This window comes from Flagellimonas sp., assembly GCF_965215805.1.
Classification (GTDB): Bacteria; Bacteroidota; Bacteroidia; order Flavobacteriales; family Flavobacteriaceae; genus Flagellimonas.
The window spans coordinates 3,363,986-3,381,071 of the sequence record NZ_OZ244124.1; the positions used below are offsets into that span (position 1 = coordinate 3,363,986).

General features: G+C 43.4%; 12 protein-coding genes. 9 read left to right on the plus strand and 3 right to left on the minus strand.

The window, feature by feature from the left end; translation table 11 throughout:
* Positions 1-20: 20 nt before the first annotated feature.
* The 4 genes from ACOOE0_RS14855 to ACOOE0_RS14870 all read left to right on the plus strand — a co-directional run bounded on the left by ACOOE0_RS14855 (position 21) and on the right by ACOOE0_RS14870 (position 7,272).
* Positions 21-1,181: a 3-dehydroquinate synthase gene (locus tag ACOOE0_RS14855; protein ID WP_420399690.1), complete on the plus strand. Its 1,161-nt coding sequence runs from the start codon at positions 21-23 to the stop codon at positions 1,179-1,181.
* Positions 1,181-2,392, plus strand: a complete 1,212-nt coding sequence (gene eboE, locus ACOOE0_RS14860) for a metabolite traffic protein EboE (protein ID WP_420399691.1) — start codon at positions 1,181-1,183, stop codon at positions 2,390-2,392. The genes ACOOE0_RS14855 and eboE overlap by 1 nt, the downstream gene beginning before the upstream one ends.
* 13 nt (positions 2,393-2,405) lie before the next feature.
* On the plus strand, positions 2,406-3,791 hold the full coding sequence (locus tag ACOOE0_RS14865; RefSeq protein WP_420399692.1) for an alkaline phosphatase family protein: 1,386 nt from the start codon (positions 2,406-2,408) through the stop codon (positions 3,789-3,791).
* Between the two features lie 130 nt (positions 3,792-3,921).
* Complete coding sequence (locus tag ACOOE0_RS14870) at positions 3,922-7,272, plus strand: ThuA domain-containing protein (RefSeq protein ID WP_420399693.1); 3,351 nt, start codon at positions 3,922-3,924, stop codon at positions 7,270-7,272.
* A gap of 53 nt (positions 7,273-7,325) precedes the next feature.
* Here the strand turns inward: ACOOE0_RS14870 and ACOOE0_RS14875 are convergent, their stop codons facing one another.
* A complete protein-coding gene (locus tag ACOOE0_RS14875) occupies positions 7,326-9,428 on the minus strand; it encodes an elongation factor G (RefSeq protein WP_420399694.1) in 2,103 nt (700 codons plus the stop codon).
* Positions 9,429-9,669: 241 nt separating this feature from the next.
* Between ACOOE0_RS14875 and ACOOE0_RS14880 the strand changes: the two genes are divergently transcribed.
* From ACOOE0_RS14880 to ACOOE0_RS14895, 4 genes are all read left to right on the plus strand, one after another.
* Positions 9,670-9,807, plus strand: coding sequence for a hypothetical protein (locus ACOOE0_RS14880; protein ID WP_420399695.1), 138 nt, complete (start codon positions 9,670-9,672; stop codon positions 9,805-9,807).
* Between the two features lie 112 nt (positions 9,808-9,919).
* Entirely contained in the window at positions 9,920-10,462 is a 543-nt protein-coding gene (locus ACOOE0_RS14885; protein WP_420399696.1) for a sigma-70 family RNA polymerase sigma factor, read from the plus strand.
* 94 nt (positions 10,463-10,556) lie between these two features.
* On the plus strand, positions 10,557-11,048 hold the full coding sequence (locus ACOOE0_RS14890; protein WP_420399697.1) for a hypothetical protein: 492 nt from the start codon (positions 10,557-10,559) through the stop codon (positions 11,046-11,048).
* Positions 11,049-11,127: 79 nt separating this feature from the next.
* The gene (locus ACOOE0_RS14895) at positions 11,128-12,180 is read left to right on the plus strand and encodes a DUF4405 domain-containing protein (RefSeq protein ID WP_420399698.1); all 1,053 of its coding nucleotides are present in this window, start codon (positions 11,128-11,130) and stop codon (positions 12,178-12,180) included.
* 96 nt (positions 12,181-12,276) lie between these two features.
* Here the strand turns inward: ACOOE0_RS14895 and ACOOE0_RS14900 are convergent, their stop codons facing one another.
* Both ACOOE0_RS14900 and ACOOE0_RS14905 read right to left on the minus strand, forming a co-directional pair.
* The gene (locus tag ACOOE0_RS14900; RefSeq protein WP_420399699.1) at positions 12,277-14,286 is read right to left on the minus strand and encodes a serine hydrolase; all 2,010 of its coding nucleotides are present in this window, start codon (positions 14,284-14,286) and stop codon (positions 12,277-12,279) included.
* A 146-nt stretch (positions 14,287-14,432) separates the two neighbouring features.
* Positions 14,433-15,338 (minus strand): leucine-rich repeat domain-containing protein, encoded by a 906-nt coding sequence (locus ACOOE0_RS14905; RefSeq protein WP_420399700.1) that lies wholly within the window; start codon positions 15,336-15,338, stop codon positions 14,433-14,435.
* Positions 15,339-15,607: 269 nt separating this feature from the next.
* On the opposite strand from ACOOE0_RS14905, the gene ACOOE0_RS14910 reads away from it, so the two are divergent.
* Positions 15,608-17,029 carry a metallophosphoesterase family protein gene (locus ACOOE0_RS14910; RefSeq protein WP_420399701.1) on the plus strand — a complete coding sequence of 474 codons (1,422 nt, stop codon included), beginning with the start codon at positions 15,608-15,610 and terminating at the stop codon, positions 17,027-17,029.
* The last annotated feature ends 57 nt before the right edge of the window (positions 17,030-17,086 follow it).

Below are 17,086 nucleotides of genomic sequence, written 5' to 3' on the forward strand. Positions count from 1 at the left end.
TTGTTATGTAGAAAGTGATTATGAAAAAGGAAAGAACATTAGAACAGAAGTTTCAAGTAAATTTTCAATTTAAGGTGTTGTTTACGCACAACATTTTTGATGTGGAAAATACCATCCTCCAGAAACTACTGTCGGAAAATGCTTTGAACACAAGCAAAGCCCTTGTGGTTGTGGATAGCGGAGTCAAGCAAGCCCACCCTACTTTGTTTCAGGCTATACAAGCTTACTTTAAGTACTACGCCAAATCTATGTCCCTTCAAGGAGATATATTGGAAATTCCAGGTGGGGAGGCATCTAAAAATGATGAATCCCTCATCAAAACCATTCTGGACAAAGTGAATCAATTTGGGATTGACAGACATTCCTATGTCATTGCCATAGGCGGAGGTGCGGTTCTGGATGCTGTAGGTTTTGCCGCGGCCATTGCCCATCGCGGGGTTAGACATATTAGGATACCCACTACGGTATTATCGCAAAACGACTCGGGTATTGGGGTTAAAAATGGGATAAATACCTATGGAAAGAAGAATTTCACGGGCTGTTTCGCCAATCCGTACGCTGTTATTAATGATGCCTCTTTCCTCTCCACCTTGGACGATCGCGATTGGAGGGCTGGAATAGCAGAGGCCATCAAGGTTGCTCTTATCAAGGATGCAGATTTCTTCGAGTGGATCGAAATGGAGGCGGATGCTTTGGCCAATCGGGATATGGAAGCAATGGATGAGCTCATCTATCGATGTGCAGATTTACATATGCAGCACATCCGAACTTCTGGTGATGCATTTGAACAAGGATCATCCCGTCCTCTGGATTTTGGACATTGGGCTGCCCATAAATTGGAGCAATTATCCAATTTTTCGTTGCGTCATGGAGAAGCTGTGGCAATAGGTATTGCGTTGGACAGTGCCTATTCCCACCTAAAAGGACATTTGGACCAGTCATCCCTTAATCGCATTTTAAATCTGATGGTCAAATTAGGGTTTGAACTGCATCACCCAGAGCTTTCGAACCAAGTCCTCCAAGGGCTCGAAGAATTTAGGGAACATTTGGGCGGGCAACTTACCATTATGTTGCTCAACGCCATCGGCAATGGTTTCGAAGTCCATGAAATGGACAAAGAAATAGTCTTGGAGGCCATGAATTATGTAAAGCACTACAGCGCGCAAAAACTTGAAGTATAATGCAAATTGAACAAAACGCACATTTAACCTATTGCACCAACATTCATCCAGGTGAAAGTTGGGAAGAGGTCTTTGCCAGTTTGCAAACGTATGGCTTGCAGGTAAAAAAGATGGTTTCCCATGATCAAGCTTTTGGTCTCGGGTTACGTTTATCACGACGTAGTGCTGAAGAATTGATTCAAGGGAAACATCTGGACCAATTTAAGTCTTGGTTAGATACCCATAATTTATATGTATTTACAATGAATGGTTTCCCTTACGGGGATTTTCATCATGTGACCGTAAAAGATCAGGTCCACACCCCCGATTGGACCACTGCGGACCGAGTAGTATACACCAAAAGTCTGGTGAAAATTCTAGCTCACCTGCTTCCCGAAGGTATGGAAGGTGGAATTTCAACCTCCCCCCTGTCCTATAAGTATTGGTTCAATTCCGAAGAGCAGATTGAAGAGGTGAAAAACAAGGCTACCCTATCCCTAATGTCTGTGGTGGAAGATTTGGTCAAAATCAAAAACCAAACAGGTAAAACCATACATATCGATATTGAACCGGAGCCGGACGGGGTTTTGGAAAACACCCAAGAAGTCATTTCCTTTTATCAGGAACACTTGCTTAATACAGGCATAGCGGCGCTGCAGGAAAAACTTAAGTGTTCTACTTCTGATGCTCGTGAACACATTTTGGAGCACATTCAAATCTGCTATGATGTCTGCCATTTTTCATTGGCCTATGAGGAACCAAAGGATGTTATGGCACAATTTCAGGAGCAAGGCATCAAAGTCGGAAAAATACAGATCAGTGCAGCACTTAAAAGTAGACGTTCTCCTGATATTTCCATCAAAGAACAGCAGGATTGCCTACAACAATTTGACGAACCTGTTTACCTGCACCAAGCAGTGGTACAGAAAAAGGGTGGGACTCTGGACCATTACCCTGACCTTCAGGAAGGCATAACTGCTATGGCTCAGGAAAATTTTAAGGAACTCCGAGCGCATTTCCACATCCCCATTTTTGTTCCTGATTTTCAAGTGCTGGAATCTACCCAGAATGACATTGTCAAGGCCCTCGACCTATGGAAAGAAGTTCCCTATAGCAGCCATTTGGAGGTTGAAACTTATACCTGGACCATTTTACCTGAGCATTTACAAACGGACATAACAAGTTCTATAGTAAGGGAATTGCAATGGGTCTTGAACCAATTGGAAGATTAAATAGAAGAAGTACATGAAGCAAACCGTGGTCATCAATGTTGTAGGACTCTCTTCTTCCCTACTCCAACACCAAGATTTGTTTTTGACCCAGTGGATTAAAAACAAACAGCTATCCAAGATAAAACCAGTGCTTCCTGCAGTTACCTGTACTGCCCAGTCCACCTATCTAACTGGGAAACACCCCAGTGAACATGGTATAGTGGCCAATGGCTGGTATTTTAAGGATGAATGTGAGGTCAAACTTTGGCGGCAGTCCAACCACTTGGTGCAGTCTCCAAAAATATGGGATAAGGCCAAGGCACACAACCCCAACTTTACATGCTCCAATATGTTTTGGTGGTATAATATGTATTCCAACTCCGATTTTAACGTGACCCCAAGACCACAATATCGAGCGGACGGCCAAAAGATCCCCGACTGCTATTCCAGTCCTCCAGAGCTAAGGGATAAACTGCAAAAGAAATTGGGTACTTTCCCATTGTTCAATTTTTGGGGGCCAACGGCCAATATTAAGTCCACCCAATGGATCGCGGAAGCGTCCAAATTGGTGCATACCTGGCATGAACCCACCTTGCAACTCATTTATCTCCCACATTTGGACTATGTGTTGCAAAAGCATGATAATCAAGACATCATTTATCAGCATCTAAAGGAGTTGGACACGGTTCTAAAAGAACTAATTGGGTTTTATGAAGAAAAGGGAATTGACCCCATTGTACTTTCAGGATATGGCATCACTCCAGTTAAAGGGCCAATGCACATCAACCGATTGCTCCGAAAAAATGGATACATAAAGGTTAGGGAAGAAAATGGATTGGAAATTTTAGATCCAGGAGTCAGCGATGCCTTCGCGATGGCCGATCATCAAATTGCGCATGTCTACGTAAATGCGAAAGACAAATTGCAAGAAGTTAAAAGACTCCTCGAAAATTGCCCGGAAATTGAACTGGTCCTGGATACCGAGGGTAAAAAGGACCATCATCTAGATCATAAACGGGCGGGCGACCTAGTGGTAATTGCGAAAAAAGAATATTGGTTTACCTACTACTATTGGCTGAACGACGCAAAAGCACCAGATTTTGCCAGAACAGTGGACATCCACAAAAAACCAGGTTATGATCCAGTGGAAATGTTCACGGATCCCAACAAAAAAATGATGCTGGCGCGAATTGGATGGAAACTGCTCAAGAAAAAACTTGGGTTCAGGAGCTTGTTCAATGTGATTCCCCTGGATGCCGATTTGATCAAGGGATCTCATGGAGCCATCAATATTCCAGAGGCATATTATCCAGTTTTTATACATAATGCTGACCAAGGGAAGCCGGATGGCAAAACCCTACTTCCAACGGAAGTCTATGGTTATATCTGGGATAATATTTTCGGAACCGCCAAAGAATAAGAATCGACTTTACGGATTATGTTATGTTGGCCCACATTGTATAAAATATTTCAACGGGCAATTATACACAGTAAAGAGTCCATAAATGCTTAATTTTCCTTGTTTAAAATAAATTTCGAACGGTAAGACTATGAGCGTGTCAAAATATGTAGTAGCAATTCTTGCACTTCTCACCGCAATTTCATGTGGCAACAGACAAAAAGAAATATTGGTGTTCAGCAAAACTGCTGGGTTCCGACATGAATCCATTGAGGCGGGAATTGCTGCACTCCAAAAATTAGGCTTGGAAAACGACCTTAAGGTGGTGACCACCGAGGACGCGTCATACATCGTGGAAGATTCCCTGAAAAATTATGACGCAGTAGTCTTTCTAAATACTACTGGAGACATTTTGAGTACCGCACAAGAAGCTGATTTTGAACGGTACATGCAAGCCGGAGGCGGTTTTGTAGGGATCCATGCCGCAACGGATACCGAGTATGATTGGCCTTGGTACAACAAAATGGTGGGGGCCTATTTCATGGGACATCCCGCAGTACAGCAGGCAACCTTAAATGTAATTGATAGAACGCACGCCAGCACCCAAATGTTGGATAGTACCTGGGTCAAGGAAGATGAATGGTACAACTTTAAGAGTTTTAATAAAGATGTCAATGTTCTGATTGAGATTGATGAAAAAACTTATGAAGGTGGAAATCACGGGGAGCACCATCCCATTTCTTGGCATCATGATTATGACGGAGGACGTGCTTTTTACACCGCCATGGGCCATACAGATGAAACTTTTACGGACGAAACCTTTCTAAAGCATCTCATGGGTGGATTAAACTATGCCATGGGCAATCGCCCATTGGATTACAGTAAAGCCAAAACCGACAGGGTCCCACTGGAGAACCGATTTACCAAGAAAATCCTGGATTTTAACCTGGATGAACCCATGGAACTGGAAGAACTTCCAGGTAGAGGGATTCTATTTATTGAACGCAGAGGTAGCCTTAAACTATACGATTTTAAAACAGCCACCACCAAGGTAATTGCCAAGTTGGATTTGTTTTATGGCAATGAGGATGGTCTTTTGGGAATGGCGGTGGACCCAAATTATGAAAAGAACAACTGGATTTATCTCTTCTATTCGTCCGCCGAAAAGGTGGAACAACATGTCTCCCGATTTACCCTTAAAGATGATGTCCTTGACCTCGATTCCGAAAAAATCTTGTTGGAGATTCCGCTAATACGTGAGTGCTGCCACAGTGGCGGTGGCTTGGAATTTGGACCTGATGGAAATTTATTCATCGGTTTAGGAGATAACACCAATCCATTTGAATCTCAAGGATTTGCACCAATTGATGAGCAAGAAGGAAGGGCGCTTTGGGATGCCCAAAAATCCGCTGCCAACACCAACGACCTACGCGGTAAAATCTTGCGGATAAAACCCGAGGATGATGGCACGTATTCCATTCCAAAAGGGAACCTCTTTCCTGAAGGAACACCCAATACCCGACCTGAAATCTACGTAATGGGCTGCCGAAACCCGTTCCGGTTCCATATTGATTCCAAAACTGGTTACGTGTACTGGGGTGATGTGGGACCCGATGCTGGTAAGGGAGTCGAAGACCGTGGTCCAAAGGGCATGGGTGAATTTGACCAGGCCAGAAAGGCTGGCTTTTGGGGTTGGCCTTATACCCGCGGTAACAATCAACTGTACAACGATTACGACTTTGCGAAGGAAGAATCCGGGCCTAAGTTTGACCCAAACAATTTAATCAATGATTCGCCGAACAATACAGGAATACAAGAACTTCCCCCTGCCCAGGAATCCATGATTTGGTATTCCTATGACCGCTCGGAGGAGTTTCCCTGGTTGGGCGAAGGCGGGGTAAACCCCATGGCAGGGGTGGTTTACCACTCCTCAGATTATCCCAATGCAACTGATAGTACATTTCCAAAATATTTTGAGGACAAACTTTTTGTGTACGAATGGATGCGGGACTGGATTTATGTGGTGACACTGGACGAAGACCAAAACTATGTAAAAGCAGACCCCTTTATGCCCAGTACTGAGTTTTCGCACCCCATGGATATGATCTTCGGTTCTGATGGAAAAATGTATATGTTGGAATACGGTCAAAAATGGAACTCCAGAAACCTGGATGCCCGTTTGAGTCAGATATCCTACATAGAAGGAAATTTAAAGCCTGTAGCACAAATTACCTCCAACACGGAAATAGGTGCCGCTCCCCTTTCTGTTGAGTTTTCCGCTTCGTCCTCCATAGATTATGATGGAGATGCTTTAAGCTATGAATGGTTTTTTTCAAACAGTTCCCAAGTGGAGTCCAATGAAGAAGCTCCAGTCCACACCTTTGAAGAGGCAGGACTTTACAATGTACAATTGAAGGTAACCGACCCCTTTGGAAATTCTGATGTGACCAACATCAAGATTTTGGTGGGGAATACGGCTCCAGACCTTCAAATTCAGATTGAGCCCAAGGATTCCATGTATTTCAATAACAAAAAACTGACCTATAAGGTTGTGGTCGATGATGCAGAGGATGGAAATTCCGATAATGGGACCATCCCCGCAGACCAAATCAAGGTGACCTTTAGCTATATTCCAGAAGGTGAGGATATGATCAAAGCCACTCTGGGACACCAACAAAATGTAGTTCCCGAAGGGAAAGTACTCATGGACGCCACCGATTGTGCTGCCTGCCATGCTGTGGATGTTAAGGTTAACGGTCCCAGCTATACGGAAATTGCCGAAAAATATAGCTCGGATGACCGCAATTACCTTATTGACCGGGTCAAAAAAGGAGGCTCAGGGGTTTGGGGCGAGTCCCTAATGTCTGCCCATCCACAATTGGATATTGAGGAAATTGGGAAAATGGTGGACTATATCCTTTCACTGAGCCCCGATGAAAGCGTGGAGGAAACTTTATTACCCCTTTCAGGGACAGTTCGGTTTAGAGAACATATGAAAGGTGAAAGTGGGGGTAAATATGTATTGATGGCCTCTTATTTGGACCAGGGCAACGAAAAGGTTCCAAATTCCGAATTGGCCACAAGCTCACAGGTGATTTTTACAACTTCCAAACTGGAAGCGGAAGCGGCGGACGAACTCAGTGAAGATGTTGGGGAGTGGGAAGCTGGAGGTGCAGAGCTGGTAGGCTCCATCAAGCACGACAGTTTTATCGGTTTTGAAAACATCAATCTGAGTGGCTTAAAAAGTATTAGTTTTTCAGCCTTCTATATTTCTGGTTACAACTATAAGGGGATGCTAGAGATTCGGGAAGATTCCCCCGAAGGTACGGTTATTGGCAGTACGGCCCTTGGGTATTACCACGAGTCCGATGAAGGTTTCAAGAGCTATGAAATTCCTGTGAGCCCCACAGTTGAGCAAAGTGCACTCTACCTGGTTTTCAAAAACCCGGTGGATGAGAAACAATTTATAGCCAATGCCAACTGGATCATTCTAAACTATTGACATCGGAATCTGAGCTAGGGTTTCAGTACAACGCTATAATCCAAAGCTTGTGGTTAAACCTTTACCAAACTTTGCTGGATATTATCAGGAACCGCCTCAAAAGAAGAAAACACGGAATTGAACGTAGCCTTGCCCTGTGTTAAGGAACGCAGGTTTGTAGAATAACCGTAAAGCTCAACCTCTGGGGTGTTGCATTTTAAAATCTGATAGCGGTCCGCATTATCTATCCCAAGAATGATGGATCTTCGGGATTGTAAGTCGGTCATTACGCTACCTACCATTTCTTCAGGTACTTTTACGGTCAACTCTCGTATGGGTTCCAACAATTTAGGTTTAGCGTTCAAAAATGCCGCCTTAAAAGCATGCGCACCTGCTATTTTAAAAGCTATGTCATTGGAATCTACCGAGTGCATTCTTCCGTCATAGACCATTACCCGTACATCCCTTATGTAGGAACCGGTCAATGGACCCGATTCCATTACCTCCAGAATTCCCTTTTTGATGGAAGGCAAATACCGCAGGTCTATCACTCCACCCACAATGCAGTTGTAGAACACCAATTTACCGCCCCAGGGAAGTGCCATTTCCTCTTTTCCCCGAATATTGAATCCCTCAGGCTCCGGTATTCCCTCATACCATGGTTCAATTTTAAGATGTACCTGGGCAAACTGCCCCGCTCCACCTGATTGCTTTTTATGCCTATAATTGGCTGTGGAAGATCGCTTTATGGTTTCCCTGTATGCAATCTTGGGTTGTTTAAATTCGGCTTTGACCCCATAGTTGTTTTCGAGGGTCCATCCAATAGTTGCCAAGTGCAACTCGCCTTGGCAGCCCAAAATCAGCTGTTTCAACTCCTTGGAATAGGTAACAACCACCGTAGGGTCTTGACTGTGTATTTTTTTCAGGGCATCACTCAGTTTTTCTTCATCTGCCTGTTTTTGGGCAACCACGGATTTACGGGTTCTAGGCTCTGGATAGGTTATAGGTCTTATGGTCACCTGATGACCCTGCTTGTACAGGGTATCATTGGTTTCGGTATGTTTCAATTTTAGCGTGGCTCCTATATCGCCAACCATCAGTTTTGAAACCGGTTCCCGTTTCTTTCCATCCATAATAAAGAGCTGATGCAGGATTTCCGTTTCTCCAGTGCGGGAATTAACAAGTTTGTCATTTGCATTGATTACCCCAGATTTTACCTTAAAGAAGGTTAGTTGCCCCAAATTGGGCATATGTACCGTTTTAAAAACAAAAAGCGCTGTTGGTGCCTCCGTTGTACGCAAAACCGTTTTTTCCTCCACGCTTTGTTCCGGTTTTAAATCGGCAGCTGCGGGAGCCACATTGTCAATAAAGCCCATTAACCTGCCACTGCCCATATCTTGAAGTGCGGATACACAGAAAACAGGAAAAAGTTCATGGTTCAGCATACCGGCCTTGATTCCCTGGCGCATTTCATCCTCACTAAGGGTACCCTTTTCAAAGAATAATTCCATCAGGTCCTCATCGTTCTCTGCTGCTTTTTCTACCAGTTCATTGTGCAATTGGTCTGCCAAGGCTTTTTGATCCTCGGGTATGGGTAATTTTTCAGGTTTTCCGCCTTGCGCCGAAAACTTGTAGAGTTTCATTTTTAACACATCAAGAATGCATTGCGCCCCATCAATGACCAAAGGATATTGGATTTTAACGGCATTATTGCCAACCAATTCCTTGATCTCCTTAAAGCTATCCTCAAAACTGGCATTCTTATGATCTATTTGATTTACTACAAACAATGTGGGTTTGTTATAAAGGTCTATTTGGTTCCAAATAATCTGTGTGCCTATCTCTACCCCATGCCTGGCGTTGATCACGGTGACAACGGTATCTGCCACCCTAATAGAAGAAAGTATCTCCCCAATAAAATCGTCGAGACCAGGAGTGTCAATGATGTTGATTTTGTAATTGCGCCATTCGGTGTGCAAAGGGGTTGCAAAAACAGAAGCACCCCTCTGGTGCTCTATTTCATGATAATCCGATACCGTATTTTTGCCTTCCACCGTGCCCCGTCTATTGAGCAAACCTGCCTCAAAAAGCATGGTTTCGGCCAAGGTGGTCTTCCCACTGTTATTGGCTCCCACGAATACGATGTTCTTGATATGTTTATCGTCATATACTTTCATAACCATTAGTGTTTAGCGTATAAAAATCCCTATTTCTTTATTCTTAAAATATGACATTTGGCACCTCTTTATCTGAAGTAAAAGATGCTTACTGGCCTAACGAGCGGTTATTGAAAAATTTGGAGGTTACTGGATTCATTATCAAGATAATAAATATCTGTTCAGCATGCAATTGCATCAATTTTTGAATCCTACGTCTTACTAAGTGAAAGTAAATTCATAACCTTTTAAATATATCACAATGAAGACTAGAGAAATAAAGGAAAGTAATGTAGTCCAAGATGGCGGATGCTGTGGACCAACTCAACAAGTAAGGGAGACTGCTTCAACTTCGTGTTGTGGCGGTACCTTACAGGAAGTAGGTGGTGGATGCTGCTGATAGAAAGTACAACCATACATTATAAAACCAAAAGCCCTTCCTAAAGAAGGGCTTTACTTGGTAGTGCTTTCATCATTTATCATAATTTTGTTTGTCAATCATATTAATAGAAATGCAATCACAAATAGATCAGCTGTATAATCCTCTGTTTTACTACGTAAAGAAAAGGGTGAACAATCATGAAGATGCGGAGGATATCACCCAAGACGTCTTTTACAAACTTTCCAAAACAAAGACGGATTCGGTAGAGAACATAAAGAGCTGGGTCTACACCATTGCCAAAAACACCATAACCGATTATTACAGGAAAAAACGAATTCCCGAGGATGATATTGAGACTTTTGCGCTCACCGAGGAATATGACCAAGAAAGTGCCGCCGAGGAGCTAAGTAAGTGTGTCACCGTTTTTATCCAAGAACTTCCAGAAGAGTATCGCTCCATTCTTACACTTTCTGAATTGGAGGAAATGCCCCAAAAGGAAATTGCGGAAAAACTGGATATGAATTACGTAACGGTTAGATCCAAAATCCAAAGGGGACGCAAAAAACTGAAAGGCTTGTTCTCGAAGTGCTGCAACGTTAAACAGGGTGGAAAAGGAAGTATCCTAGAGTACCACCAGAATTCCGCCTGTAATTCCAGTGGGTGCCCTGATTAACCATTCATGGGCGTATTTTCATATTTCCCTGCATCATTTTTTCAAGTTCACGTCTATAGTTGAAGAACAAATTATAAATCAAAAGTTTTCAACTATGAAATTAAGTTTCAAGAGTATCTTCTTTAGTGCGTTGTTAATGCTAATGAGCCATATGGTTTTCGCCCAATCTAATTGCTCCACTGCTGATACAAACGGAGAAAAGTCGGCAAAAAGCTGTGAAAGCAAAGTGGCCACCGCTGGAGAATCCACTTCAGGGTGCTCCCCCACTGCCTGTAGGGGCGCAAAAACAAAGTTTGGGGAGGCCAAGGTCATCAGTACACTAAGGTTGGACTTGATCGACCTTAAAGTGGGTATGGAACAATCCGTTGTTCATGGTTTTGATGCCCAATCATATGATATTCATGGCATTATTGGTAAAAACGATGAAGAAAGTCTGAACATCATCATCAAAGAGGTTAAGGTGGTAGAAAAAGAAATTGCAGAAAAGCTGAACAAAAGGCTGGCCGAATTCCAACTTCCGGAGAACAAGGCCAAACAGATACAATATTTAAGCAACCGTATCAAAGGACTCAAGGCACTCTTGTAGCATTATTTTTAATTTGTTTCAGGTATGGTACCCCAAAAATAACTGGGGACCATACCTATGCACATCTACCATTAAAAAGATGACTTTACGAAAAATAATAAGTCTGTCCATCGCCCTGAGCTTTCTAGTTTTATTGATTACGGGAGTACTTTCCTATTTACAAGTATACTCCCGAACAGTGGCAACCTTGCATACGGTTTTCGGCGGACTCTTCGCACTCGGAGTGCTATTCCATTTCACTAATAATTTCCGACCACTAAAAACCTATAGCAAATCCAAGCTATTGTATCCGATAACAGTGGTATTGGCTATTTTGTTCTTAGCCGCATTTTATCAATTTAAGCCCTTCAAATCCATGATGGACTATGGGGCCAACCTAAAAGCAAGTTCAGGAAAGGAGGTCAATCTATCCGAGTGCCTGGTGGTTGAAATGGGCAATGAAAAAGAAGTTGAACTCAGCATCGACCTTTTACGATCAGAGCATTATTGGCATCCGCAAATGGCCATTTGGACCGAAGATTCCGAAGGAAACTATCTGGAAACCGTTTTTGTTACAAAAGCAACGGCTAAAGGATTGTTTTTTGGTGGCCGAAGCAAGGAAAACTTCAAGACTTTTGATGAGAACAAAGATGCCGTTGGGGAGTATAGACGGGTCAATGCCCTACCGGTCTGGTCGCATAAAAGAGGGGTGGTCTATACAGATGGGATGTACGTTCCCACAAACAATAACCCCCTGCCCGATGCCATCACGGGAGCAACTTTGATCGATAATTTTAAGCTGCTTTCTTCTGTTAAGCGTTCGGATGCCTTTGTTTTGAAAATTGAAATCAATGTGGCGTTCGATGACAATGAGTATTATTCGGAATACGATTTCCCAGATGATGGAGTCTACCACAATGGCACAGGTCAGTTGGGACAGCCTTCTATCATTTTTGAAACCCCAATCAACATGGACGATGACAAAAGTTACTATCTTATGGAATTGGTAGGACATGGACATCATTCGGGTCAGACAGGGGAAATCTATACCGACCTATCCACCTTGACCACGGCCAAGCACATTGTGGAGCGCATCGTGGTGGGCGTTAAAACCACGGAGGATCAGGATAAAATTGTTAGTGTGTTAAAATAGCAGCATGAACATGGCTTCTCCCCTTTCACAAATCCAAAAGGCCTTCCAGTTTTTAAAAAAGGATTTAATGACAGAATATGAGACCCTAAGACACAGCTAGTTCTCTTGCTTTTTCCCCTCGCCAAAGATTTGCCAGGCATCTATGGTAAGCTCGCTTCCAGTATCAGAATTGGTATAGATGATATAGCCCATTCCCAACTTGTCGTAAATTTCAAATTGGCATTTGAAATCCCCATTGTTTCCACCGTGGTAAAAGGTATTGCCATAATCCGTTTCCCGAATAAAAATACCGAGACCCGCACCCTCTTTCTTGTCCGCATTATTCCAATATTCAGGTTCTGACTCGGTGTGAATCTCCAAAAATTCAGAATAGGTACTCGGTTTCAACCCTTTTCGCTCTAGAATGGTAAGGGCGTATTTGGCAAAAGCCTTGGCCTCTGTATGCATGCTAAAAGCCATGCCAGCGTATTGTGGAATGTCCCAATGGGTAGGATGGCCTCCCACGTGTCCATCGGATACCACCTCTCGTAATGCTTCGCTATCGCTAAATTCCATATGGTACAATCCGTTAGGCTCAATCAATTCTTCGTTAAGAATTTGCTCAATGGTTTTGCCTGTAATTTTCACCACCACACGCTTTAGATATTCAAAGCCTTCTCCAGAATAGCCATATTTTTCTCCTGGTTCATTAATCATTTCAATTCCCCAATTGGGCAGACCACTACGATGGATCAGTACGTGTCTAGCCGTCATCTTTTTATATTCCGGATACTCCTCTAGCTGCTCAAATGGAAGATATTCATGCAATGGCCTGTCCATGTCAATAATGTTACGATCCGCCAATCGTAGCACCACATAGGCAAACACAGGCTTGGTAATGGAAGCGGCCTCAAACAAGGTTTTGTCATCAACGGGTTCCTTGGTCACCGAATTCTTTACCCCATAGGTTTTATGATACACCACTTTTCCATCCTTGATCAAAGCCAACGAGACACCAGGAATATTGTAATGCTCTTGATAGCCCTCAATAATCTGGTCTACTTGTTTTTTGGACTCTTCATTGAAATCATGCAGCAACCCTTTGTCTGGAATCAAGTCAGGTTCGGGAAGCATCTTGACCTCCAAGGTGGGAATTGAATCATGACCATCCTTACCCAAAGAAAAAGTTACAGGCGCTGTTGGTGCCATTCTGTGAAATCGGTAGTCAACTTGCACAATTTTGGTTGGCACTTCTATTTGATACTTCCCAACAGGCAAGGGCATGGAAAAATTCCCTGTGGAATCCACCACGGTCTGCACCCACATGTCCTCGTTGTCAAGACTGCTCATTCTAATACTAATGGGAACAGGAGTTTCATTCACTCCAGAGGTATCCACTTTGCCTTTCACCAAGCCAATTTCAGTGGCATCTGCTATAAAAATTACATTCCCCAATCGGTCCGGGTTTGCCACTTTTTGCGTTCCCCTGCCCCAAGAAAACCAGGTAAAGCTGTCGTCTTCGTCTTTATCAACCACTACCAGATCCATTCCCAAGGACATGCCTTCTTCAATTTTTCGGTCCAGTTTTACCTTCCACTCAACGGTTTTTCCCGTATCGGTTACATTTTTTGCCATCTCCACCTTGTCCCATGCAGTTCTTGCCCCGTAAGCATTGCGATCGTTCCCGTATTCGCTGTACTGGGTTACAGGAGATCCTGTTTTTAAACTTTTCTCGTTGATATACAGCTCCAATCCATCTTGATTGTCCCAGAAAGACAACTCAGGGGACTCTATCACCAAGGATTCATCCGAAATTTCCATCGCAATATAAATCTCACTCTGATCGGCATTATAGCCAATGCGAAAATTGCCGTCATAATCTTTTTCACTGTTGGGAGCTTTGCCCAATTCAGCGTTTTTGATTGGGTAGGAGCTAATATCCGAAGGCCATTCCGAAAGATTCCCATCCAAAGTGATGTTGTCCATTGGTACGGCATAGGCAATGGCGGCATCGGTGTCAATTATCTCACTTGATTTTGAATTTTGACAGGAGGATACCAATAAAAGAATCGTCAAAAAAGTGCAAAAAAGAAAATGGGTTGGGGAACAGGAACAGGATTTTTTCATGATGTGGTCTATTAGTTGTTAAACTAATGAGTCCCTAAAAATCAAACTGTTACAGTAAAATAACATTTCTTTTCCAAAGGGGTGCCTATATCAATCAAACCTCATATTGGAAATTGCCCAAACGCCAATCCATTCCCATGATCTTACTACCACTCGCAGGCCTCACTAGTTTGCTGATATTCCGATAATTTTAGTGTGGGTATGGACTGCCCGTCCCCTACTGTAATGCACCATAAGTCTGGATTTCGGTTGGCGCTCAGGTAGTCCAGAGCTTCAAAAGTGCTGACGTCCAAATGGGTAAGTTCATTGCTGAAGCAGGACAGATAGCTGAGCTGTGGTTTATCCCCTAATTCAATCTGGGTCAGTTGGTTGTCCCCAATATCTATGGTCTCCAAGAGGGTATTTTGGGTAAGATCCAATTGGGCAATTTTATTTGTGCGCGCATAAATACTTTCCAAAGCCACCGCCAAACTGGTATCAAATGTCTGCAGTTGGTTATTACTGATCAAAATATGCACCAAGCTTGGATTTTCTATGGTATAGGTTTCCAAAAAATTAAAGGAAAGGTTTAACCATTGAAGCTGAGTCGCTGCGGAAAGCCCTGTCACCTCCTCCAGGTCGTTTACTTTTAAATCCAGCTTGATCAAGGCCTTGTTTTGGCTCAAATCGATTTCGGACAGATCATTGCCGGATAGATCTAGAGTGTCCAAAAGTACGTTTTGGCTTAGATCAATGGCGGATAGACGGTTGCCAATGGCAAAAAGTCGTTTCAATTTGGTAAAACCTTCAATGCCTGTAAGGTCATGAATTTCATCGGATTCGGTTTGGCTGGAGATATCCAGATACTCCACTTGGGCGGCATCAGTTTTAAGGAGTTTTTCGTTGACAGTGCCATCAGAGTCAATGCCCAAACTGATCAACTTGGATTCAAACTGGGGATCCGGGATATGTATCTCGGTCGCGGAATCAATGGTGTTGGTGTCATCGTCATTGGAACATGCGGAAAGGAGCGCCAAAAGCGCTAGCGAAAAGCTGGGAATTTTAAAATCCATAGGGAAATATTGATTGTTTTTTGATTTGATAAAAGAGAAAACAACCGAGCAATAACCGTACCCTAAATACAGTAATTTTCCGCTTGGCTAGCAATGAGGGGATTAGCTTTTTTGACAGTATGTGTCACCCATGTCCTTTTGGCAGCACTGGATAGGAAATAGCATTTTCTGAATTCATCAAGAAATTGGTTTCATTTTTTTCTTACAATGAGACAAGATTATTCGTATTTATTTCTAACTTACTGACTACTAACCCATAACAACTCATCATGTCCAGCATTACTGAATTATCCGACCAACTCCTCCAAGATCTTTTGAGCATTGACCCAAAGGCTCCCATAACCGATAATCCGCTTCAATCCGATTGGATTTTTCTTAAAGAAAGTGAGAATCGTTTTATAGATTTTATGAAGGATGAGCCGCTACCGCCAGACGGCAATCTTGAATACGGCCCGGCACTTTACCTATTGCACCAACTGCCAGAGGCCGTTGTTGAAATTCTAAAATACATGGGAATGCCCGGTACCGATATCCGTAAAAAAGACTGGGGCATTTGGATGGAAAACGTCACCAATGGCCCTGGTGTTGTGGCGCCGGATGGCACGCTATATCTTGAAACCCTATACGCACAATTGGATTATCATTGGACAGAATCGCTGGTATACTACCTCTACTACAGATGGGACAGAAGAGCCGATGCCACATTTGGCACAACTCCAGTGACCACCAACATTACGGGTCAGGATCAACTTACCATTGCCATTATGGGAGATTGGGGTACAGGAAACTATAGCGATCAAGGATTTCCATCGCCGTCTACCTTGGTGGGCAATGCCATTAAAAATCTACCGCCCGAAGAGAAAGCGGACATCACCCTTCACCTTGGCGATGTTTACTATGCGGGTCTGGGAAAGGAAGAAATGAACAAGCTTCTAAAACATTTCCCCAGAAGTGCAAAGGCAAATTTTACCCTGAACTCCAACCATGAAATGTATGATGGTGCCAACGGATATTTTGGTGTTGCCCTGGCCAATCCCTTGTTCCTTAAAGACCAGAACAACACCAGTTATTTTGCCATTACCTTTGGTAATTGGGTCATTATTGGGTTGGATACCGCTTTTTATGATAGCAGCAAACTGTACATGGATGGTGCCTTGTACGATACCAACCAAATAAATTTCATCAAAGGCCTGAACATTGGTGCTTCGCAAAAAATCATCTTAATGACGCACCATACAGGTATGACCGCGGATGGAAAAGACCTTACCCCGCCAACCTATGATGGCACCAGCGTTAAAAAACCCCTGTTTACCCAGGTGATCAACGCGCTGGGGCGTGCTCCGGATTATTGGTATTATGGCCATATCCATAATGGAATTGTATATAATGACCAATCTGTGGCGGGCAGGTATACATGCCCCTCGGGTGAGAGTCCCAAACTACGTTGTGTAGGCCATGGTGCCATACCCTTTGGAAAAGGTACATCATTGCACAGCGGTGGGACGACCAATCCAGAGATCGACTATTTTTCCCAAACCCCCATGCCCAACAGCAATCCTCCAACCAAGTTGTTGGATCTAAGGGTGCTCAATGGCTTTGCCACCATTACGCTTACATCCACTGGCATTAAGGAGCAGTTTTATGAGGTTTCGGCGGTGAACGGTACCACCAAAGTTTGGAACAATGGGTAGCAGCTAAATTTAGGATGCTTCTACCTGCCTGCTGGTAGACAGGGCGCTCGACCTGAC